Here is a 19,779-nt window from a genome sequence, read left to right as displayed (position 1 = left end):
CGCGGGCGAGCCGCATGCTCCGCGCATGTCTCACCCTTTCCCCGTGTTTCGCGTGCGGTCGCGGCTCGCGCCCATATCCGCATATCATTGACGATGCCCGCGGGCGCCCTCCTTTTTAGTTGCCGTTCAGGCTATCGCCGTTCCTTGACAAATCCGTGACAGTGTCGGAATTGCCACACGCGCGCGAGCGGCGCGAATGCCCGGTGTCGCACCACGCGGGAATACGACGCGGGAATACGACGCGGGAATACCACGCAGAAATAGCAGACGAAGACAGCGGCGTTCGGACGAAAAAAAACGGCAACGCCACAAAGCGTTGCCGTTTTCATGGGCGCCTCGGTAAGGCGTCACCGGCTCCTTACCATGCCGCGACGACCGAGCCGCCGAACTTCTGCTCGATGAACGCCTTGACTTCCGGCGAGTGATAGGCCTTGATCAGCTTGGCCACCCAGGGCTTGTTCCTGTCGGCCGTGCGGATTGCCAGCACGTTGGCATACGGGCCGTTAGCGTCCTCGATGGCGATCGAATCCTTCTTCGGATTCAGACCGGCTTCCATCGCGAAGTTGGTGTTGATGACGGCCACCGTCACGTCGTCGAGCGAGCGCGGCAGTTGCGCGGCGTCGAGTTCCACGAACTTCAGCTTCTTCGGGTTCTCGACGACGTCGATCGGCGTGGCCTTCAGACCGGCGTCGGCGCGCAGCTTGATCAGGCCATTCTTCTGCAGCAGGAGCAGCGCGCGCCCGCCGTTGGTCGGGTCGTTCGGCAGCGACACCTTGTCGCCCGTCTTGAGCTCGGCCAGCGACTTGATCTTCTTGGAGTAGACGCCCATCGGGAAGATCACGGTCTTGGCGATCGACTCGAGCTTGTAGCCGCGGTCCTTCACCTGCGCGTCGAGGTATGGCTGGTGCTGGTAGCTGTTCACGTCGAGATCGCCCGACGAGAGCGCCGCGTTCGGCTGCACGTAGTCGCTGAACTCGATGACCTTGATGTTGAGCCCTTCCTTGGCGGCGACCTTCTTCACTTCATCGAAGATCTGGGCGTGCGGGCCGCCCGTCACGCCGACCTTCAGGTTGACGGTGTCCGCGGCGAATGCGGGCGCGGCCAACTGCGTGGCGAAAACCGTTGCGGCGCCGACACCGGCGAGCAGCTTGAAAATCGAACGACGTTGCATAGAAAACCTCGCGTGTGAGTTGGGTGCCGGCTCGCCGGCGACGTTGTTATTCGAAACGTTATTTGTGGCTCAGACGGCGCACCAGCCAGTCGCCGAACGTCTGCACGAGCTGCACGAAGACGATCAGGATCAGCACCACGGTGACCATGACCTCGGGCAAGAAGCGCTGGTACCCGTAGCGGATGCCCAGATCGCCCAGGCCGCCGCCGCCGATCGCGCCGGCCATGGCCGAGTAGCCCACCAGGCTCACGAACGTGATGGTGAGGCCGGCCACGATGCCCGGCAGCGCCTCGGGCAGCAGCACCTTCATCACGATCTGGCCGGTCGTCGCGCCCATCGATTGCGCCGCCTCGATCAGGCCGCGATCGACTTCGCGCAGCGCGGTCTCCACCAGGCGCGCGACGAACGGCGCGGCCGCGATGGTGAGCGGCACCACGGCCGCCATCGTGCCGATGGACGAGCCCACCACCAGTCGCGTGAACGGGATCACGGCAACCAGCAAGATGATGAACGGCGTCGAGCGCACCGCGTTGACCACGATGCCGATGATGCGATTGGTCGGCAGGTTCTGCAGCACGCCATTGCGGTCGGTCAGATAGAGCAGTACGCCGAGCGGCACACCGACCACGGCGCCGATGAAGCCCGAGATCCCGACCATGATCAGCGTCTCCCAGAACGACGAGACGAACAGATCGAACATTTCACTCCACATGGCTGAGCTCCTCAACGACGACGCCTTGGCTGGCGAGGAACGCCATGGCTTCGGCCACACGGGCCGGGGTGCCGCCCGCCATCACGGCAAGCGAGCCGAACGCCTGGCCCTGAATCTCGTCTATCTGGCCATGCAGGATGTTGAAGTCGAGCTCGTAGCGGCGAATCGCCTCGGAGAGCAACGGCTGATCCACGCCCGCGCCCGAGAACGCCAGACGATACAGATGATCGTGGCCGTTGCCGATGCGCGAGGCCACGCGCTCGCGCACGCCGGCGGGCAGCTCCTGCGAAATCACGTCGCCGATGAGGGCGCGCGTGACTTCGTGGCGCGGACGCAGGAACACGTCGATCACGCGGCCTTGCTCGACCACGCGGCCGGCGTCGAGCACCGCCACGCGATCGCACACCTGCTTGATCACTTCCATCTGGTGCGTGATCAGCACGACGGTCAGTCCCAGCTCACGGTTGATGCGCTTGAGCAGATCGAGAATCGAGCGCGTGGTCTCGGGATCGAGCGCGGACGTCGCTTCGTCGGAGAGCAGCACCTGCGGCTCGCTGGCAAGCGCCCGCGCAATCCCCACGCGCTGCTTCTGGCCGCCGGAGATCTGCGACGGGTAGCGGTCCTTCTGCGCCGTCAGCCCGACGAGTTCGAGCAGCGGCAGCACCTTCGCGCGAATCTCGGCCGCCGGTGTGCCGGCCAGCTCGAGCGGCAGCGCCACGTTGTCGTAGACGGTGCGCGAGTTCAGCAGGTTGAAGTGCTGGAAGATCATGCCGATACGACGACGCGCCTGGCGCAGCGCGTCGGTCGACATTGCCGTGAGGTCCTGGCCGTCGACGCGCACGGTGCCGTCGCTCGGGCGGTTGAGCAGATTGATCACGCGCACGAGCGTGCTCTTGCCGGCGCCGCTTCGGCCGATGATGCCGAAGACTTCGCCGCGCTCGATCGACAGGCTGATGTTGGAGAGCGCGTCGATCGGCCCCTTGGGCCCAGCAAATCGCTGGGTGATGTTCTGGAGTTCGATCATGCAAAAAAATGGCAGCCCCACTGCCGAAAACTACCCGCAGTGCCGCCGCCTGGACTCGGTATTTAGCACAAAGGCGACATTCTAGCCCATGCACCTAAATAGTTGAAAATAATAAAATTTGATCTCTTTATATTGGAATTCACCTGAAATGCGGCAAGCGGGTTGTCGATACGCGGGAAAGCCGCGCGGCGTGCCGCAATGCAACAAGAATCGCGCAAACGGCGCGGCTCACGCCCTCTCCAACGAGAAAACGTGAGTTGATTTCACTACGCAGGGGTGGATTCCCATTTCGTGGGAACGACGGGAAACTGCGCCGCCCCGGCCCGCCTCAGGCCTGGCGGCTGGACGCGAAGTCGTCGAGCACCTCGATGACCCGGTCGAATTCGAGGGATTTGTCGAAGAAATACTGCACGCCCAGTTGCTGGCAGCGTTTGCGATACGTCGCGAGCGCATAGTTCGTGAGGACGACCGCCATGACGTTGGGCAGCATGCCGGCGTCATGCAGATAGGACAGCACGTCCATGCCGGAGCCGCGCCGCAACTGAATGTCGACGATCACGGCGTCGAACGAGTCCTCCTTGAGCGTGCGGACCGCCTCGTCGGCCGTCTCCGCCACACCTGTCACCTGAAGCATCCCCGTGGATCCGAGCGCTTCGGACAGACTCTCGCGAATGACCGCCGAGTCTTCGATCAGCAGCACTTTCAAGGGCAATCGGGACCCCGTGAGCGCGGCCGCTTTCCCGGTTGGCATGACAACCTCTCCGTCAACTGATCAGACCGTTCTTGAGCGCGTAGAGCGTCAGATCGGCATTGGTTTTCAAATGCATCTTTTCCAGCACGCGCGCGCGGTACGTGCTGACGGTCTTCACCGAGAGGTGCAGCTCGTCGGCGATCTCCGTGGGGGTACGGCCCTGCGCGAGCTTGCAGAACACCTGGAATTCGCGCTCCGAGAGTTGCTCGTGCATCGGCTCGTCGACCGGCTGGTCGAGCTTCTGCGCGAGCAGGTCGGCCGTTACTTCGCTTACGTAGCGGTGGCCGCGCGCCACCGTGCGGATCGCCCGAATGATCTCCTCGGGTGCGGCGTCCTTCATCAGGTAACCGTCGGCGCCGGCGCGCAGCAGGTTGACCGCGTACTGAGCCTCGGGATATGTCGACAAGAACAGCACGCCCTGCTCGGGGCGCAATTGCTTGATGACGCGAAGCGTGTCGATTCCGTTCTTGTCAGGCATGGCGATATCCAGCAGCACGACATCGAAGGCCGTCTCGCGCACGGCGCGGATCACTTCGTCGCCGCTCGCCGCCTCGCCCAGCACTTCCATGTCCGATTCGTCCGCGATGAATTGTTTGAAGCCGGTGCGAACGATCGCGTGGTCGTCGGCGATCAGAATTTTTATTGTCAGTGACATCTAAGCTCCAGAAACTTTCCCCCTCGGCCGGCTGGCCGAATCTATCTGGCGTGTGCGCGCGCAGCATGGGCGTCACTCCCGGTCGAGCAGGTCACGCATGTCGTCGGCGTGCTCTTCCTCGACGGCCAGGATTTCCTCGAGCATGCGCCGCGTCGTGGTATCCCGGTCGCCCAAATAATGAATCATCTCGCGATAACTCTCAATCGCGATGCGTTCGGCGACGAGATCTTCCCGGATCATGTCGCGCAGGTTCTGGCCGGGCACGTATTCGGCATGGCTGCGCGAGGACAGGCTGTCGGGCGAGAAGTCGGGCTCGCCGCCCAGTTGCACGATACGCGCCGCGATGCGATCCGCGTGTTCCTGCTCCTGCGCCGCGTGCTCGGCGAATTCCGCGGCGACCGGCTCGGCGTGAATGCCAGTGGCCATGAAATGGTGGCGCTTGTAGCGCAGCACGCACACCAGCTCGGTGGCGAGCGCTTCGTTGAGCATCTGGACGACCGCGTCGCGATCGGCCCGGTAGTCCTCCGTGACGGCACCGTCGTCGAGGTGCTCGCGTGCACGCTCGCGCAAAGCGCGAACGTCGATGTGGAAGTCCTCGCCCGCTGGCTTGCTGTGCCCATTACCCGTCATCGCGTGCTTGCCGGTGTCGACCGACTGCGAGGCATGGTGCTTGGCGTGCTTGGCGGTATGCATGTGCGATTCCTCCTTCCTGTCAGTATTGGCGGGAACGGGGACGCCCGGTGCCGGCGCCCCCGACGGCAACGTGCGGGCGGCTATCGCCGGAACACTCCGAAGAGCAGCGTGACCAGAAAGATCACGAGGAAGATGAAGAACAGGATCTTCGCGATCTCGGCCGCGCCCGCGGCGATTCCCGTAAAACCGAAAACCGCGGCGATCAACGCGATCACGAAAAACACGACGGCATAGTGAAGCATCGCAACCTCCTTGATTGTGGACGGGCTTCGGGCGACACGCATACCGCGCCGCCCCGGTCACTGCGGCGCACGGCGCGCGGCCGCGCCCCGCGGCGCGCCGTCTAGTCGACGATCTTCTTGGCGACGGTCAAGCCAAGCAGCAGGAAGATCACGAACAACACCAGGAACAGCACGAACAGGATCTTCGCGATCCCGGCCGCACCGGCGGCGATCCCGGTGAAGCCCAACAGGCCCGCCACGATCGAGATCAGTGCAAACAACAAAGCCCACTTCAACATAGCGTTCTCCTTGGTCGATTCAATTCCCGGAGACTTTCTTCGCTCCCCACGTCTCGCTCGCCCTGCGCGCGGAGCTTGCGCGAACGGCCCGCAATCCATCGGGTGCTGAATGTATGGTAGAAAAACGGGCTTTCCGGAACTGCCCGGGCGCTTCTGGTTTTTGCGTAGGAATTGGCTGACAATTCCCGTGTGCAGGCGATTTTCGACTTATGATCAAAGCGAAATGACGCAGTCTGCGGATATGCGCGGATTGGTATTGTCTTCGCCCAACCCTTCTCGACACGCCCTCATGCCTCGATTGTTTACGTCCTGGTTACGTCGTCGCAGCTGGATCATCGCCATGATCGCCGCGATCGTCATCACGGTCGGCAGCCTGGTCGGGCTGGAGTCGGCACACCGGCGTCTCGCCTCCACCTACGAATCGGCGCTGCAGGCCATGACGGCGGCCAACGAGCTCAACGAGATCATGGCGCGCACGTCGACCGTGGTTTCGAGCCAGCGCGGCTATCTGCTCACCAAGGATCCCCTCTATCTCGACCCCTATCTGTCGGCGGTACGGCGCATTCGCGACCTCTCGGCGCTGGTCATCCAGCATTACGAAGACGTGCATGACACGCAGGCCACGAAAGACTTCGCCGCGGTGATGACACTGTTCTCCAATCGGATCGCCACGATGGAGGCCGCGCGTGCCGGCGTGATCGCCGGCACGATGACGCTCGAGCAGGCGCTCTCGCCCGACTACCTCGGCATCGGCGCGATGGAGCGCGTGCAAAACGGCATCACCGATCTCTACAACCGAGAACTCGCGCGCGCGCGCGTGGCGCAGGACGACGGCCGCTTCGATCAAGTGATCTCGGCCGTGAGCGCCGGCGCGCTCTCGGTGCTCACCATTGTGCTGTTCATCCTGCTGTTTCGCACGCTCGGGCGGCAGATGCGCCAGGAGCAGCTCGCACGCGACCAACTGCACGAGCAGCAGGCGCATCTGGACCGGCTCGTGCGCGAGCGCACCGAGCAGCTCGACGAGCTCGCCACCCACCTGCAAAACGTGAGCGAGGATGAGAAAACGCGTCTTTCGCGGGAACTCCACGACGAGCTCGGCGCGATTCTCACCGCGTGCAAGATGGACGTCACCTGGGCGCACCACAAGCTCCGCAGCAGCGATCCGGTCGTGGCGGAGAAGCTCGCGCGCGCGCAACGCAATCTCGATTCGGGCATCCAGATCAAGCGGCGCATCATCGAGAACCTGCGCCCGACGGTGCTGATCAACTTCGGCCTCGTCACCGCGCTGCGCTCGCTCGCCGAAGAGACCGCCGACCAGCAGCACTGGGAGCTCGATCTCGATCTGCCGGAAGACGACTTCGCGTTGCCCGAGTCCACCGCCATCGTGCTGTTCCGCGTGGCGCAGGAGGCGCTCACCAATGCCGCGAAGTACGCGCGGGCGACGGCCGTGCGCGTCGCGCTCGCGTGCGACGATCAGCGCGTGCGGCTCGAAGTGATCGACAACGGCATCGGGCTCACGCCGGATCAGTTCAACAAACCCAAGACGCACGGACTGTTCGGCATGCGCCAGCGCGTCTCGGCCAAGGGCGGACGCATCGACATTCATTCGTTGCCGCAGCGGCTGGGCACGGAGATCCAGGTCGTGCTGCCGCTGTGCAACCCGGCCGACGCCCCCGAGATCGCCACGGAAGTCACTGAAAGTACCGCCCCCGCCGTACACGGCCCCGCACGCCCCGAGGCGCATGAGACGGCCGCCGCAGCGCCGGCCGACGACTCGAGCGCCGACGTGGTCGAGCACGAGCGCCCCGCCTGACACCCGCTGCTCGTGGGAATACGCCGACAGCGTAACCCGATTCCGCCTACGCCGCGACGGTGATGTGGCTGACAGCGCGGGCATTTCGCACTCCCTACCATGGAATCACCCGCCGTCCTGCGGGCGCGGCAACAACGCGCGAGGCACCGCGCGCGACATCGCCGCCGCGCGAGAATCCCATCTACCCAATATTGAGGAGTGGTCATGAACTCGGATCTGATCAAGGGCAAGTGGAACCAACTCAAGGGCGAAGTCAAGAAGCAATGGGGCAACCTGACCGACGACGATCTGCTGAAGATCGAAGGCAATCGCGACAAGTTCGTCGGCGTGATCCAGGAGCGCTACGGCAAGGCGAAGGCCGACGCCGAGCGCGAAGTGGACACCTGGAACGACCAGCACAAGCTCTGGTAAGCCCCGAGCCGCCGGCCCGCCCGGCGGCGGGCGCTCCCCCCGCGCAGCGCATTGCCGCCACGCGCCTGTGACGACCTCACCTCTCAAAGGAGAAATCCAAATGAAACGACTGATCGCCATTGCACTGCTGAGCGGCTTCGCGCTGGGTCTGGCCGGCTGCAACACCGTCCATGGCGCCGGCAAGGACGTCGAGCGCGGCGGCGAAGCCATCCAGGGCGCCGCAGATCGCAACAAATGACGGTAATTTCATTGCCCCCCACGATCCGCGATGCCCCGGCATCGCTTCCCACGATCGCCAGCCGATAGGAGGACATTGAGATGTCACGACTTGCCTTGAACCTGCTTACCTGCGCCTGCCTCGCGACGGGAGCTGCCGGCCTGCTGGGGACCGCCTCGGCCAACGCGGCCGACGCCGCTGCCAAGGACCGTTACGACGCCGCGCAGAAGTCGGCCGAAGCCGACTACAAGGCCGCCGCCGCGCGCTGCGACGACCTGAAGGACAACGCGAAAAAGGTATGCATCGAGGACGCCAAGGGCAACGAGAAGATCGCCAAGGCCAACGCCGAGGCGGATTACAGGCAAACCCCCAAAGCGCGCTACGACGCAGCTATCGCCAAGGCCGACGCCGACTACCGCGTCGCCAAGCTGCGCTGCGACGACAAGAAGGGCAATGACAAGGACGTGTGCCTGAAGGACGCCGAGGCCGCCAAGACGAAGGCCTACGGCGACGCCCAGGTCATGCGCACGAGCCGTGAATCCTCCAAGGACACGCGCGCCGCGCGCCAGGACGCGAACGACGATGCGAACAAGGCCCGATACAAGGCCGCACTCGAACGGTGCGATTCGCTCTCGGGCGACAGCAAGGACACCTGCGTGGCCGACGCCAAGGCCCGCTTCAACCAATAAGGCGCAAGCCGCTTCAACCAGCGAGTCAGGCGCAAGCTTTTAGCGGGGAGGAGAAGGCGCCCGCGCTCCCGGTCCCGGACCGGGCGGGCGCCGGCAGCAGGCGGATGTCGCGCGAGGCGGCATCCGCCGCTGTTTTTACGCCACACGCCAAGGCAGGGCCAGGCACGCCTTGTAAATGAATGTAACAAGTGCGGGAGGCGCCGGCCCGCCCTGGCCTCCCGCCGCGCCCGATCGTGTCAACCGAAACGAGCGCAAGTCGTTGATTATGAATAGAATAGGGGCCTGATTCACACGTTTGGCGGCCGCTTTTCTACGCCCGAACGTTCCCCACTGTCCGGGACCGCGCATACTTTGCAACAATTGCGCCACGCTCGCGATTCGGAACTTCAGTACAGTTAAGCCAAGGAATCTGACGAACCAGGGTGCCGGCGGGCACCGGGCGCGTCGGCCGGCATGGTGCCGGTCCGGGCGCTGTCATCAGTACGCTGCCAAGTCGCAGGAGAAATGTCATGAAAACCAAGTTTGCCGCCCTTGCCGTCGCCGGGATCGCACTCGCCGCGGGTGCGATCGGGACGGCGCAGGCGCACGTCTCCGTCGGTATCGGCATTGGCGTGCCGCTGATCGCACCGGCACCGGTCTATGCGCCCGCGCCGGTCTACGTGGCGCCGCCTGCGCCGGTCTATGTGGCGCCGCCGCCCGTGTACGTGGCGCCGGCCCCGGCCTACTACGGCCCGCCGCCGGTGTATTACGGCCGCCCGTACTATGGCCGCTACGGCCACGGCTACTGGCGCCACGGCCGCTGGTACGCCTATTGATCGACGCCCGCGGCGCGCGCCGTGTCGCGCCGTGCTGGAAAACGAACGCGCCGCCGACATCGCTGTCGGTGGCGCGTTTTCATTGGGCCGAACCGGGGCGCAGGCCGACTACCGGGCTACCCGGTAAGCAATCCGGAAGCCGCCCCAGTGACGGCCATTCACATAGATCGGCGCGGAAGCGTCCTTCATCACCACGAACTGGCCGCCGCCCATGTCGCGACGATAGGTTTGCAGCAGCAGCGGTTTGGTGTTGCGCCCGGCCGCCGCGCCGGTGCGGTCGTTGAAGAGCCGGCGGTTGCGGCAGTTGGCGGCGTTCCACACCGGGTCGTTGGTCGGCGTCTGCGAAAACTTGCGGTTATGCGTGGGCAAATAGCCGTTCTCGTCCACGGCCGCGCAGAACGCGATGCGGTCGTTGAGCGCGAGCAAGGGCTCCTGGATGGCAGGCAGCGTCTCGTCGGTAAAGCGCGTGAAGCTCGCCATCAATTGCTGCGGGTTCGAGCCGGGAATCGGCTGATAGCGGCGGTCGAACAGCTCCTGCTCGGTGATCCTGCCCTTGGCGAGCGCCGCCTCGAAAGCCTCGCCAACCTGCTTGGCCGCACGGCGCACCGCGCGAATGAACGGCGTGTCCTCGGTTTCCACGTCCGCCTCGGCGATCAGGCCGATCAATTGCTCCGAGACCGACAGCAGACCGTTGATGCGCTCGCGCGCGCTCTCCACGTGCTCGGCCGAATGCGCCACGCCGTCGGCCATTTCGTCGACGTGCGCGGCAAGCGTGCCGCACTCGTGCTCGATGGCCTCGCTCGCCTGCGCGATCTGGCCCGCCTGCCGATCGAACGTGTCGAGCGCGGTGCCGGCGGTCTCGATCACGCTCGCAATCGCGCGCGTACCCTCGCGCGCGTCGTTCGCGCGCGAGACGTTCGCGTTGCTCTCGCGCATGAGGCGCTCGGTGCGCTCCGCGAGTGCGCTAAGCGTCTGTTCGATCTGCTGCGTTGCCTCGGCCGTCTTGCTGGCGAGTTGTTTGACTTCGGTGGCCACCACGGCGAAGCTGCGTCCGGCCTGGCCCGCGCGCGCCGCTTCGATGGCGGCGTTCAGCGCGAGCAGATTGGTCTGGCGGGCGATCACCGAGATGCCCTCGGCCACCTTGCCCACATGTGCGAGCGCCTCGCGCAGACCGCCGATTTCCTCGGCCATGCCGGACACGCCTTCGACGAGGCCATGAATGGAGGCAAGTGATGCGTCGGCCGTGCTGCGCGAGGCGGCAATCTCGGCGCTGGCGCGATCGGCCACGTCGCGGGCCTCGCGAGCGGCCGCGGCGATGCGCTGGTTCCCTTCGCTGGTGTCGGCAGCGGCGCGACGCAGTTCCTGGAAGACCTCGGCCTGCCGCTTCGTCCGGACGGCGATTTCGTCGACGTTGCCGGCAATGTCGCACAGCTCGATGCCGAGCGTGCCGGCACTCCTGGCCACCTCGTTCATGATGTTGACGGTCTGCGCAGCACCCCGATTGCGCGTGAAAAGCCCCATCGTCAGTCTCCTCGCATCTCTGATCTGCTTGTTATGACGAGTGCGCGAGCTTCGCAGTGCCATCGCCTCCAAAGCCTTGAGCTTGCCCGCGAAAATGCCGCTCGGGCGCTCGCGCCACACGCTGGTGTGTCGAAAAGTATAACGGGAGAAAAAACGGGCGACTTGAGGGTTTCCTCGCCCCTTCCGACGTTATCGGGGCGCCCTCTCACGCGGGGCTTACGTTGGACTTACGCTCGAATCCGATCGGGATTACGCCGGATTTACATCGAACCCACGGCGGCGCTCGCCGGGCTTGGCGCGCTACTGCCCGCGCCGCGCAACGCCTTGGCGAGCGCCTCGCCCACGGCAATGGCCAGTGCGCCGGCATCGCGCCGGCGCAGCAAGGCGACTTCGCTGTGCGCGTTCGCGTCCTCCAGTGCCACGCGCCGCACGTCGGCCTGCACGAGCGCCGCCAGACTCTCGGGCACGATGGCTACGCCGAAGCCCGCGGCCACGAGATTGACGAGCGTGACCTTGCGCGAGGTCGCCATCGCCGCCGTCGGAAAGAATCCGTGTTGCTGACACAACTGGGCCACCCGGTAGCTCAGGCCGCCACGCTCGCGATGCGGCAGCGAGACGAACGGCTCCGAAGCGAGCGCCGCCACACTGACCGAGGTCTGCCGCGCCAGCGCGTGCCCGGGCGGCACGACCAACAGCAGCCGCTCGCGTGCCATCGTCTCGCAAACGAGCGACGGCGCAGGACGCAGCACGGGCAGCCGCACCAGCCCGAGGTCGATGCGCCCGGCCTCGACTTCGTCCTGCTGTTGTTCGGACGACAGCGTCGAGATGTCGACGCTCACACCGGGGTTGGCCTGCAGGTGCGCGCGAAGGGCGGCGGCCAGCGCTCCGGCAAACGGCACGGAACTGGAGTGCGCAAGGCGCACCGTGCCCTGCTCGCCGCGCGCGACGCTGCGGGTGAGCGCGACCGAGCTTTCGAGTTCGGTGAGCACGCGCCGCGCCTCGTCGACGAACGTGCGCCCGGCCGGCGTGAGCGTCACGCCCTTCGACGAGCGCTCGAGCAGCACGGCCTGCAATTCCCGTTCAAGCTCCGAGATCTGCCGGCTCAGCGCCGACTGGGCGACGAACAGACGCTCGGCCGCCGCGCTGAATCCACCCGCGTCGACGACTTCGAGGAAATACCGCAACTGCCGCAGCGACACCATGACCATGCCGTTTCGAGATCGAACACCGCCACATTCTATATTGGCGCCGCGCCCGCCGGCCGCCCTATGCTGACGGCAGCCCCGCACGCCATGCGGCTTGCGGCTCCTCCGTCCTTCCTGCCTTGCTACGGTAGCTCGCCATGCCCGTCTCGCTGTCCGCTCCGCTCGTCGACACATTCATCAGCGCACTGCCCGCCGCCGGCGACTGGCTGCTGATGAGCGCCGCCGTCATCGTCGCCTATGTGATCTTCGGCATCGCCGGTTTCGGCACCGCGCTGGTTGCAAGCCCCGTGCTCGCCTGTGCGATGCCGGTCGCCCAGATCGTGCCAATGCTCGCGCTGCTCGACTTCGGCGCCGCCTCCGGCAGCGTCTTGCGCAACGTGCGCGAGGCCGACACCGGCGAGCTGCGTCGCCTGTTGCCAGCAATCATCGTGGGCAGCGTGGCCGGCGCGACCTTGCTGCTGCATCTGCGGCCGGACGTCCTGTTGCGTGCGTTGGCTTGGTTCATCTGCGCTTACGCGGTGTTCTCGCTCGTCGGGCCGCGCGCGAAATCCCGCCTCTCGCAGGCGTGGGCGATTCCGTTCGGCGCGGCCGGCGGCATGCTCGGCGCCATGTTCGGCAGCGGCGGCTTCCTCTATGCGATCTACCTGACGAGCCGACTCGAACGCGTGGAGGCGATGCGCGTCACGCAAGCCACGCTCATCGGCCTGAGCACCCTCGTGCGCGCGGCCATGTTCCTGCTCGCCGGGGTCTATGCCAGTCTGCCGATGCTGATGAACGCCGTCTCGCTGATCCCGGCGATGGCGGCCGGCATGTGGCTGGGCAGGCACATCACGCTGCGCCTGTCGCGCCAGCAGTTCGTGAAGGCGGTGAATCTCGTGGTGCTGGCCGCCGGGCTCGCGCTGCTGCTGCGCGGTCGCTAGGGCCGGAGCGCATGAGGACACGGCGGCACCCCGGCACCATGGCGGTCGCCGCGCGGCCTCACAACGGGTATGCTGACGACCGTCATTGCCCTGTGCGCCCTGTCATGCCCCTGCCCGCCCTTGTCGTCTTCGGCGAAGCCCTCACCGATCTGATTCGCCAGCCCGATGGCGACGGCCGCCAGTGGGTGAGCCGCGCCGGCGGCGCCTGCTGGAACGTTGCACGCGTATGCGCCGCGATGGGCGTGCCTACGGGCTTCGGCGGCGCGATCAGCACGCACGCGCCGTTCGGCGCCGAACTGCTCGCGCTCTCGCACGAGGCCGGACTCGATGCGCGCTACCGGCAGGCCGTGGACGCGCCCGCGCTCGTCGCCGTCGTGCATCGCCACGATCCACCGGCGTATTTTTTTCTGGGCGAGGGGGCGGCCGACCTTGCGTTCGATCCGACAGTGCTCCCGCACGGCTGGGAGGCTGCGGCGCGCATCGCGCATTTCGGCTGTATCAGCCTGGTTCGCGAGCCGCTGGCCTCGCGGCTCATCGGGCTGGCCGAGGCGCTGCACGCGCGCGGCGTTGCGATCAGCTTCGATCCGAATCTGCGCAACCTCATGGGGCCTGGCTACTTCGCGACCTTTGTGCGGATGGCCCGGCTTGCCCGCTGGCTCAAGCTTTCCGTGGAGGACCTGCGCGCGCTCTTTGCCGGCCGCGCGGACGCCGACGCACTCGCCGAAGTGCACCGCATCGCACCGCGCGCCAGCGTGCTGTTGACCGATGGCGAGCGTGGCATGCAACTGCGCCTGCCCGATGGCATCACGCTCGATCAACCCGCTTACCGGGTCGAAGTGGCCGACACTGTCGGCGCGGGCGACGCCGCGATCGGCGGCTGGCTCGCGAGCCTGTCGCGCGAGCCGCGGGCGAGCGTGGCCGAGCATCTGCGCCGCGCCGCGGCAGCGGCCGCACTCGCATGCACGCGCACGGGCGCCCACGCTCCGCGGTGGCACGACGTGCAAACGCTGATTGCCTCGCAGCGGCCCGCGCGCTGACGCCGCCCGCTGCCACTCGTTGTCACCCGTTGCGCCCCGTTGCCGCCGGCGTCTGTCCGGCGTCTGTCGCGCCCGCGGCGCGCCAATTATCCGAATAATCGCTATGATGAGAGCCAACCATCACCTTAGCCGATGCATTCGACATGACTCCGGATCAATTGCTGACGTTCGCGACGGTGGCCGAGTTGGGCAACATCAGTCACGCGGCGCAGGCGCTGCACCTCTCGCAGCCCGCGGTTTCGGGCCAACTGCGGCTGCTGCAGGAGTCGTTCGGCGAGCCGCTGTACCGCCGCGACGGGCGCGGCATCCGGCTCACCCCCGTGGGCGAGCAGGTCGCCGTATACGCGAATAAACTGCGCCAGGACTATCGCCAGGCGCTGGCGCTGCGCGACAGCTTGCGGGGCATGGAAACGGGTGCGCTGCGTATCGGCGCGAGCACCACGCCGGCAAGCTATCTGTTGCCCTACGTGATTGCCGCGTTCCACCAGCGCTATCCGGCCGTGGCGCTGCATATCATCGACGGCAACACCAGCGAGATCGTGGCGCAGCTCGAGCGGCTCGACGTCGCTTTCATCGAGGGCGCGGTGCCGCCCGGCCTGTCGCCGGAGGTCGCCGTGCGTCCGTGGCGCGACGACGAGATCGTCGCCATCGCGCGGGCCGATCATCCGCTCGCACAGCAGCCGGAAGGCGCGTCGTTGCAGCGCATCGCGGACTATCCGCTGATCCTGCGTGAGCCGGGTTCGGGCGTGCGCGCCCTCGTGGCGCGGGCGTTTTCGGTCGCGGGACTCACGCCGCGCGTGGCGCTGGAGCTCGCCGGGGTGGAGAGTATCAAGGAAGCGGTGCGGGCCGGCATGGGGGTGGGCTTCGTGTCGGCCATGTCGATGCGCCACGAAGACGCCGCGCTGGCGGCCGTGCGCATCGACCCGCCGCACGGCCTCAAGCGGCTGCTGACCGCGCTCGTGCCGCATGCCGACGCACTGTCGCGCCCGACCGAGCGCTTTCTCGAGCAGTGTTTCCGGGGCGACGCCGCCGATCCGGCGACCGTGCGGTGACACGCGCGGGCGACCCCATCGAACGCCCCGCGGCACTCGTCGCACGGCCCACCGGACCGGCGCGTCAGGCCGATCTCCTACGGCCTCATTTGAAATCCCACGCCATCTGCTCGGCAACCGGGGTCGCCTCGGACGAGCGCACGCACACTTCCAGGTAATCGGTCACGGGCGTGGGCGCGCGCACGCCCTCGTCGAGCAGGCGCCGATTGTCGAACACGTAGTCGAGCGCCGCGAACGCGCCGTAGCGGCGCAGCGCCTTGGCCATGAGCCGGCCGTTGCCGTGCCCGAGCTGATGCGCGAGTGCGGGCGTGAGCCGCTCGATGTCCTGCTCGCCGATGCGGCGAAAACGCTCGCCAAGCGGCGGTACGCCGCGCGCCTTCGCGAGCGCCGCCTCGATCTCGCCGACCGTGCGCGCGCTCGCCGCGCCCGCCGACACGTGATACAGGTCGTGCCGCAGATGCGGCAAAAACGCAAGATCGATGAGCGCGTCAGCGCAGAAATCCACAGGCACCACGTCGAGACGATCGTCCAGCGCACACGTGAACGCACCCAGCAACTGCACCATGCGAAACATCCAGAAGATGCTGCCGGACGGCTCGCAGCCCAGCCGCGTGTGCCCCACGACGATCGATGGCCGCGCGATCACCAGCGGCAGCCCCGGCCATTCGCGCCGCAGGCGCCGCTCCGCTTCCGCCTTGGAAGCCGTGTACGGCACCAGTTGGTGTTCGGCACGGGCGAGCTCGTGCGATTCGCCGACGACGCCGGCGACGCCCGCCCACTCGTCGCCGCATGCCATGGCAGTGCCCACGTGAACGAACCGTTCGAGCACCGGCGACGCCGCCACGGCGCGCGCGAGGGCCAGCGTGCCGGCGACGTTGACCGATTCGAGCTGGGGGTGCGGTGAAAAACTGGCGATGGCGCCGGCGTGAACGACATGGGTTACCCGCCGCATGAGGGCATCGTCCTCGAAGCTCACGGGCTGTGCGAGGTCGCCGCAGACGATATTCGCCTCGGTGAGCGTGAGCCGATGCACGGGCGGCACGCGAAAGCGGTCCATCGCTGCGCGCACGCGCGCCAGTCCGTCGCCGGTCGTGCGCGCACGCACGAGGAGTAGCAACGACGGGCCAAACCCGTCCTTGAGGAGCTGGGCGACGACGGCGCCGCCGACAAAACCGGTGCTGCCGGTCACAAGAATTCGCATGGCAATGGCCTCGCTATACATCAGGGTGCCGCTGATGCATCCGCTGCATCGGACACATTGAACGAGAAGAAACGGCGCGCGGCGAACGCGCTCGTCAGAACGTGTAGTCGAGCGTCGCCGCCGCCTGGTAGTTGGTCTTGTTGAACACGATCGGGCTCTTCGAGGCGTTGCCGGTATAGCGCATGACGCCGCCGGCCACCGTGGTGCTCCAGTGCTTGGTGAACCTGTGGGTCCAGTTCGCGGTGAGGCTCACGCCGTAGAGGCCGCCGCCGGGCGCGTACTGCCGGAAGCCCGAATTCAGGCTCTGGTCGGCCGTCACGCCGAAATACGTCTGCGCATACTTGCCGCTCGCGAAGTGCGCCGTGGCGCCCAGGCCCACGGAGTCGGTCGGCGTCTTGTAGACGAGGCCGTCCACGGCCAGGCGGTAGACGTTGCCCCGATCGCGGTGGGACAGCGGAATGTCGGTGGCCACGCTCACCACGGCCACGTCGCCGATCGCATAGCCGGCCTGCAGCGTGGTGAGCACCGAGCCCTTGACGTCGCCCATGCCGCGCAGTTTGTCCGAGCCAGTGTCAAGGCTCTTCTTGCGGTCCTTGCGGCCTTCGTCGTAAGACAGCGCGGCCGAAACGAAGAACCCGGCGGGCAATGTCAGGCGGTAGCCGACGCCGCCCAGGCCGACGAACACGCCGAACGGCGTTTGCAGCGCAAGGTTGAGCGCGGGCGTGACGCGGTACTCGTCGCTGCCCATATAGCGGGGAGAGTAGCCCACACCGCCGCCGATCGTGAACTCGTAGCCGCTCTCCGGCTTGTTCGCGGGCAGGCTCTGGTCGGGCTGGATGCCGCTGTAGCGCGCCGGATCGACGGCATGCGCCTGCGAGGCGGCGCCGGCCAGCGCGAGCCCGGCGGCGCCCGCAGCGGCGAAGCGGGACAGGGGGCGGCAGTGGCGACGATGGTGACGGCTTTTCATGGCACTCCTACAAGATCCGTTGAACTTCTGTCTTTTCCGGGAAAGGGAAACCTGCGCAGGGACGGCAAGTTGAGCGCATGGTAGGCGCGAAGCGCCGCCTTGGCTGTTATTCGATTTAGGAGCTTTGTGAATAAATGTTTTCATTTGTTCGCAGGTTTGAAACGCCCGCCCGGCGGGGTTTCGGGGCAGTAGAATGCGCCTCACGGGAGTGCCGCCGCGATGGCGGCACGGCACATAACAGGAAAGGAATACGGCCATGTACCGTGTCTTACTGATCGAAGACGATGCGCGCCTGGCCGCGCTGGTCACGGAATATCTGCACGCGTACCGCTTCGAAGTGATGGTGGTGGCCAACGGGGCCCGGGCGCTCGAACGTTTTCGCGCGTTTGCGCCGGATATCGTGATCCTCGATCTCATGCTGCCCGGCATGGACGGCATGGAGATCTGCCGCCAGCTGCGCGCGCTCAGCACCACGCCCATCCTCATTCTCACCGCGCGGGAGGACACCTACGACCAGGTCGCGGGCCTCGAAGTCGGCGCCGACGACTACGTGGTCAAACCGGTCGAGCCGCGACTGCTGCTCGCGCGTTTGCGCGCGCTGCTGCGTCGATCGCTGCCGCCGGCCGAGCCGGTGGTCGAGGGCGAGGACGCACTCACGTTCGGCCAACTGCGTATCGTGCCGCGCGATCGCACCGTGTTCTGGCGCGGCGCCCCCGTCGAGCTCAAGTCCAACGAATTCAGCCTGCTGCTGATTCTGGCGCGCGGCGCGGGCCGCGTCGTGACCCGCGACGAGATCCTGCAACAGTTGCGGGGTATCGAATTCGACGGCATCGACCGCACGGTCGATGTCGGCATCTATCGGTTGCGCAAGCGCTTCGAAGACACGGACGGCGAGCCGCAACGCATCAAGACCGTGTGGGGACGGGGCTATCTGTTCAGCCCGTCCGCGTGGGAGAGTTGAATCATGTTTCGCATTCTTCTGAAGCTCTATGCCCTGGTCGGCGTCTCGGTGGTCGCGGCCATCCTGCTGATCACGCACACCTTCGGCACCGTCTTCTACGACACCATGAACCGCGCCGCGCAAGCCCAGCTCGGCGGCTATGCCTGGCTGATCAACCGCGCTCTGGGCGAGATCCCGGAGGCCGACTGGCCGGCATTCGTGGCCGAGTTCGGCGCCCGCGGCAACGACACGCTCGAGATCAGGCCGCTCAAGGATTTCCCGCTGCCGCGCGAGTCCGTGCGCAAAGACCTCGAGGCCGGGCTGCCCGTAGCCAACGATACCGACGGCGATCACTACGCCATGCGGCTTCGCGACTCGCAATGGGTGCTCACCTCCACGACCGGCACCGACCTGAGCCTCAAGCAGATCAACTACCTGGCCTATGCACTGCTCGCGCTACTCATGCTGATCGCGGTGCTCACTTGGGTGCGCTGGTACTGGACCGACGTGCAGGCGCTCAATCGCGCCGCGCGCCGCTTCGGCGAGGGTGACTTCAGCGCGCGCGCGCGTGTGTCGCGTTTCTCGAACCTCAGTGCGCTCGTGCGCGTCTTCAACACGATGGCCGACCGCATCGAGCACTCCATCAAGACGCAGAAGGACATGATCAACGCGGTCTCGCATGAGCTTCGCACCCCCATCGCGCGCCTCGACTTCGGGCTGGAAATCCTGCAGCAGCGGCGTCACCTGCCCGACGGCGAGGAGCGGATCAACGCGCTCAAGGGCGACATTCGCGAGCTCGACGAACTGGTCACCGAACTGCTCTCGCTCGCGCGGCTCGACCAGATCACTGCGCCGCCCACGCGCCATACCGTATCGTTGCGCCTGATGTTCGACAGCCTTGCCGCGAATTGCACCGAAGTGCTGGCGGCGCGCTCGATCACGCTCGACATTGCCGCCGAACCCGGCGCGGACTGCGTGCAGGTCGAGCCGAAGCTGCTCGCGCGCGCCGTACAGAACCTGCTCAACAACGCCATGCGCCACACCACGCGGCGCATCGTCTGCGGTGCGAAAACGTGCGAAAGCGGCGAGATCATGATTTACGTCGACGACGACGGCGAAGGCGTGCCGCCGCCCGAACGCACGCGCATCTTCGAGCCGTTCCACCGGCTCGACAGCAGCCGCAACCGGGCCACCGGCGGCTTCGGCCTGGGGCTCGCCATCGTGCGCCGCATCGCGCTGCTGCACGGCGCCCGCGTGGGCGTCGACACCTCGCCGCTCGGCGGCGCGCGCTTCACCATTACCCTGCCCGGCACCCCCGCCGCGTAGCGCCAGGGCGCGCCACATGGCTTTCTGACGGCGAGCGGCCGGCGTCCACGCGCCGGCCGTTCGCGTTTGCAGCGCCTTCTCCCGCGGGTGGAGACCTCGCCGTGTTCCGCGCCGCCCGGCCCTCCCGGCACGTCCGCCC

At 66.5% G+C, this 19,779-nt stretch carries 22 protein-coding genes; 10 read left to right on the top strand and 12 right to left on the bottom strand.

All coding sequences use genetic code 11. The annotated features are described in order from the left end of the window. Positions 1-358 precede the first annotated feature (358 nt). From PNO31109_RS16345 to PNO31109_RS16310, 8 genes are all read right to left on the bottom strand, one after another. Positions 359-1,171 carry a MetQ/NlpA family ABC transporter substrate-binding protein gene (locus tag PNO31109_RS16345; protein ID WP_150556518.1) on the bottom strand — a complete coding sequence of 271 codons (813 nt, stop codon included), beginning with the start codon at positions 1,169-1,171 and terminating at the stop codon, positions 359-361. A 58-nt stretch (positions 1,172-1,229) separates the two neighbouring features. Beyond that, complete coding sequence (locus PNO31109_RS16340) at positions 1,230-1,883, bottom strand: methionine ABC transporter permease (RefSeq protein ID WP_150556517.1); 654 nt, start codon at positions 1,881-1,883, stop codon at positions 1,230-1,232. After that, positions 1,873-2,907, bottom strand: coding sequence for a methionine ABC transporter ATP-binding protein (locus PNO31109_RS16335; RefSeq protein ID WP_150556516.1), 1,035 nt, complete (start codon positions 2,905-2,907; stop codon positions 1,873-1,875). Before PNO31109_RS16335 ends, PNO31109_RS16340 begins: the two co-directional genes overlap by 11 nt. A gap of 328 nt (positions 2,908-3,235) precedes the next feature. Next, positions 3,236-3,658 carry a response regulator gene (locus tag PNO31109_RS16330; protein ID WP_150556515.1) on the bottom strand — a complete coding sequence of 141 codons (423 nt, stop codon included), beginning with the start codon at positions 3,656-3,658 and terminating at the stop codon, positions 3,236-3,238. 13 nt (positions 3,659-3,671) lie between these two features. Then, a complete protein-coding gene (locus PNO31109_RS16325) occupies positions 3,672-4,313 on the bottom strand; it encodes a response regulator (RefSeq protein WP_150556514.1) in 642 nt (213 codons plus the stop codon). A 72-nt stretch (positions 4,314-4,385) separates the two neighbouring features. Continuing rightward, positions 4,386-4,943 (bottom strand): ferritin-like domain-containing protein, encoded by a 558-nt coding sequence (locus tag PNO31109_RS16320; protein ID WP_150556615.1) that lies wholly within the window; start codon positions 4,941-4,943, stop codon positions 4,386-4,388. Between the two features lie 143 nt (positions 4,944-5,086). Continuing rightward, positions 5,087-5,248: a DUF1328 domain-containing protein gene (locus tag PNO31109_RS16315; RefSeq protein WP_039414459.1), complete on the bottom strand. Its 162-nt coding sequence runs from the start codon at positions 5,246-5,248 to the stop codon at positions 5,087-5,089. Between the two features lie 101 nt (positions 5,249-5,349). After that, positions 5,350-5,526 (bottom strand): DUF1328 family protein, encoded by a 177-nt coding sequence (locus PNO31109_RS16310; RefSeq protein WP_042114863.1) that lies wholly within the window; start codon positions 5,524-5,526, stop codon positions 5,350-5,352. Positions 5,527-5,815: 289 nt separating this feature from the next. Here PNO31109_RS16310 and PNO31109_RS16305 point away from each other — a divergent pair, with 289 nt between their 5' ends. From PNO31109_RS16305 to PNO31109_RS16285, 5 genes are all read left to right on the top strand, one after another. After that, the gene (locus tag PNO31109_RS16305) at positions 5,816-7,339 is read left to right on the top strand and encodes a sensor histidine kinase (protein ID WP_174966434.1); all 1,524 of its coding nucleotides are present in this window, start codon (positions 5,816-5,818) and stop codon (positions 7,337-7,339) included. Between the two features lie 204 nt (positions 7,340-7,543). Further along, positions 7,544-7,750 carry a CsbD family protein gene (locus PNO31109_RS16300; RefSeq protein ID WP_150556512.1) on the top strand — a complete coding sequence of 69 codons (207 nt, stop codon included), beginning with the start codon at positions 7,544-7,546 and terminating at the stop codon, positions 7,748-7,750. 100 nt (positions 7,751-7,850) lie between these two features. Next, a complete protein-coding gene (locus tag PNO31109_RS16295) occupies positions 7,851-7,988 on the top strand; it encodes an entericidin A/B family lipoprotein (RefSeq protein ID WP_150556511.1) in 138 nt (45 codons plus the stop codon). An 80-nt stretch (positions 7,989-8,068) separates the two neighbouring features. Beyond that, the gene (locus PNO31109_RS16290) at positions 8,069-8,656 is read left to right on the top strand and encodes a hypothetical protein (RefSeq protein WP_150556510.1); all 588 of its coding nucleotides are present in this window, start codon (positions 8,069-8,071) and stop codon (positions 8,654-8,656) included. Positions 8,657-9,165: 509 nt separating this feature from the next. Next, a complete protein-coding gene (locus PNO31109_RS16285) occupies positions 9,166-9,471 on the top strand; it encodes a hypothetical protein (protein ID WP_174966433.1) in 306 nt (101 codons plus the stop codon). Positions 9,472-9,579: 108 nt separating this feature from the next. On the opposite strand, the gene PNO31109_RS16280 is transcribed toward PNO31109_RS16285, so the two are convergent. Both PNO31109_RS16280 and PNO31109_RS16275 read right to left on the bottom strand, forming a co-directional pair. Continuing rightward, positions 9,580-10,992, bottom strand: coding sequence for a methyl-accepting chemotaxis protein (locus tag PNO31109_RS16280; protein ID WP_150556509.1), 1,413 nt, complete (start codon positions 10,990-10,992; stop codon positions 9,580-9,582). A 260-nt stretch (positions 10,993-11,252) separates the two neighbouring features. Beyond that, positions 11,253-12,200: a LysR family transcriptional regulator gene (locus PNO31109_RS16275; RefSeq protein ID WP_206111218.1), complete on the bottom strand. Its 948-nt coding sequence runs from the start codon at positions 12,198-12,200 to the stop codon at positions 11,253-11,255. Between the two features lie 134 nt (positions 12,201-12,334). Between PNO31109_RS16275 and PNO31109_RS16270 the strand changes: the two genes are divergently transcribed. The 3 genes from PNO31109_RS16270 (at position 12,335) to PNO31109_RS16260 (ending at position 15,206) form a co-directional block, all read left to right on the top strand. Next, positions 12,335-13,117, top strand: coding sequence for a sulfite exporter TauE/SafE family protein (locus tag PNO31109_RS16270; RefSeq protein ID WP_150556508.1), 783 nt, complete (start codon positions 12,335-12,337; stop codon positions 13,115-13,117). Positions 13,118-13,221: 104 nt separating this feature from the next. Then, complete coding sequence (locus tag PNO31109_RS16265; protein WP_150556507.1) at positions 13,222-14,154, top strand: carbohydrate kinase family protein; 933 nt, start codon at positions 13,222-13,224, stop codon at positions 14,152-14,154. A 143-nt stretch (positions 14,155-14,297) separates the two neighbouring features. Continuing rightward, positions 14,298-15,206, top strand: a complete 909-nt coding sequence (locus PNO31109_RS16260; RefSeq protein ID WP_150556506.1) for a LysR family transcriptional regulator — start codon at positions 14,298-14,300, stop codon at positions 15,204-15,206. An 85-nt stretch (positions 15,207-15,291) separates the two neighbouring features. Here the strand turns inward: PNO31109_RS16260 and PNO31109_RS16255 are convergent, their stop codons facing one another. Together PNO31109_RS16255 and PNO31109_RS16250 are read right to left on the bottom strand one after the other, a co-directional pair. Next, the gene (locus PNO31109_RS16255) at positions 15,292-16,407 is read right to left on the bottom strand and encodes an SDR family oxidoreductase (RefSeq protein WP_241014167.1); all 1,116 of its coding nucleotides are present in this window, start codon (positions 16,405-16,407) and stop codon (positions 15,292-15,294) included. 94 nt (positions 16,408-16,501) lie between these two features. Beyond that, positions 16,502-17,374 carry a MipA/OmpV family protein gene (locus tag PNO31109_RS16250; protein WP_174966432.1) on the bottom strand — a complete coding sequence of 291 codons (873 nt, stop codon included), beginning with the start codon at positions 17,372-17,374 and terminating at the stop codon, positions 16,502-16,504. Positions 17,375-17,630: 256 nt separating this feature from the next. Here PNO31109_RS16250 and PNO31109_RS16245 point away from each other — a divergent pair, with 256 nt between their 5' ends. Then, positions 17,631-18,335 (top strand): response regulator, encoded by a 705-nt coding sequence (locus PNO31109_RS16245; RefSeq protein ID WP_150556503.1) that lies wholly within the window; start codon positions 17,631-17,633, stop codon positions 18,333-18,335. Positions 18,336-18,338: 3 nt separating this feature from the next. Then, entirely contained in the window at positions 18,339-19,640 is a 1,302-nt protein-coding gene (locus PNO31109_RS16240; protein ID WP_150556502.1) for an ATP-binding protein, read from the top strand. Positions 19,641-19,779 lie beyond the last annotated feature (139 nt).

The sequence above is a fragment of the Pandoraea nosoerga genome (genome assembly GCF_902459585.1).
Taxonomy (GTDB): domain Bacteria; phylum Pseudomonadota; class Gammaproteobacteria; order Burkholderiales; family Burkholderiaceae; genus Pandoraea; species Pandoraea nosoerga.
This window is presented reverse-complemented; position numbering and strand designations above follow the sequence as displayed.

What these genes read in the sequence shown, in the direction of transcription:
- PNO31109_RS16345 (WP_150556518.1), bottom strand. Translation starts at nt 1,171, where the DNA reads ATGCAACGTCGTTCGATTTTCAAGCTGCTCGCCGGTGTCGGCGCCGCA.
- PNO31109_RS16340 (WP_150556517.1), bottom strand. Translation starts at nt 1,883, where the DNA reads ATGTGGAGTGAAATGTTCGATCTGTTCGTCTCGTCGTTCTGGGAGACG.
- PNO31109_RS16335 (WP_150556516.1), bottom strand. Translation starts at nt 2,907, where the DNA reads ATGATCGAACTCCAGAACATCACCCAGCGATTTGCTGGGCCCAAGGGG.
- PNO31109_RS16330 (WP_150556515.1), bottom strand. Translation starts at nt 3,658, where the DNA reads ATGCCAACCGGGAAAGCGGCCGCGCTCACGGGGTCCCGATTGCCCTTG.
- PNO31109_RS16325 (WP_150556514.1), bottom strand. Translation starts at nt 4,313, where the DNA reads ATGTCACTGACAATAAAAATTCTGATCGCCGACGACCACGCGATCGTT.
- PNO31109_RS16320 (WP_150556615.1), bottom strand. Translation starts at nt 4,943, where the DNA reads ATGACGGGTAATGGGCACAGCAAGCCAGCGGGCGAGGACTTCCACATC.
- PNO31109_RS16315 (WP_039414459.1), bottom strand. Translation starts at nt 5,248, where the DNA reads ATGCTTCACTATGCCGTCGTGTTTTTCGTGATCGCGTTGATCGCCGCG.
- PNO31109_RS16310 (WP_042114863.1), bottom strand. Translation starts at nt 5,526, where the DNA reads ATGTTGAAGTGGGCTTTGTTGTTTGCACTGATCTCGATCGTGGCGGGC.
- PNO31109_RS16305 (WP_174966434.1), top strand. Translation starts at nt 5,816, where the DNA reads ATGCCTCGATTGTTTACGTCCTGGTTACGTCGTCGCAGCTGGATCATC.
- PNO31109_RS16300 (WP_150556512.1), top strand. Translation starts at nt 7,544, where the DNA reads ATGAACTCGGATCTGATCAAGGGCAAGTGGAACCAACTCAAGGGCGAA.
- PNO31109_RS16295 (WP_150556511.1), top strand. Translation starts at nt 7,851, where the DNA reads ATGAAACGACTGATCGCCATTGCACTGCTGAGCGGCTTCGCGCTGGGT.
- PNO31109_RS16290 (WP_150556510.1), top strand. Translation starts at nt 8,069, where the DNA reads ATGTCACGACTTGCCTTGAACCTGCTTACCTGCGCCTGCCTCGCGACG.
- PNO31109_RS16285 (WP_174966433.1), top strand. Translation starts at nt 9,166, where the DNA reads ATGAAAACCAAGTTTGCCGCCCTTGCCGTCGCCGGGATCGCACTCGCC.
- PNO31109_RS16280 (WP_150556509.1), bottom strand. Translation starts at nt 10,992, where the DNA reads ATGGGGCTTTTCACGCGCAATCGGGGTGCTGCGCAGACCGTCAACATC.
- PNO31109_RS16275 (WP_206111218.1), bottom strand. Translation starts at nt 12,200, where the DNA reads ATGGTCATGGTGTCGCTGCGGCAGTTGCGGTATTTCCTCGAAGTCGTC.
- PNO31109_RS16270 (WP_150556508.1), top strand. Translation starts at nt 12,335, where the DNA reads ATGCCCGTCTCGCTGTCCGCTCCGCTCGTCGACACATTCATCAGCGCA.
- PNO31109_RS16265 (WP_150556507.1), top strand. Translation starts at nt 13,222, where the DNA reads ATGCCCCTGCCCGCCCTTGTCGTCTTCGGCGAAGCCCTCACCGATCTG.
- PNO31109_RS16260 (WP_150556506.1), top strand. Translation starts at nt 14,298, where the DNA reads ATGACTCCGGATCAATTGCTGACGTTCGCGACGGTGGCCGAGTTGGGC.
- PNO31109_RS16255 (WP_241014167.1), bottom strand. Translation starts at nt 16,407, where the DNA reads ATGCGAATTCTTGTGACCGGCAGCACCGGTTTTGTCGGCGGCGCCGTC.
- PNO31109_RS16250 (WP_174966432.1), bottom strand. Translation starts at nt 17,374, where the DNA reads ATGAAAAGCCGTCACCATCGTCGCCACTGCCGCCCCCTGTCCCGCTTC.
- PNO31109_RS16245 (WP_150556503.1), top strand. Translation starts at nt 17,631, where the DNA reads ATGTACCGTGTCTTACTGATCGAAGACGATGCGCGCCTGGCCGCGCTG.
- PNO31109_RS16240 (WP_150556502.1), top strand. Translation starts at nt 18,339, where the DNA reads ATGTTTCGCATTCTTCTGAAGCTCTATGCCCTGGTCGGCGTCTCGGTG.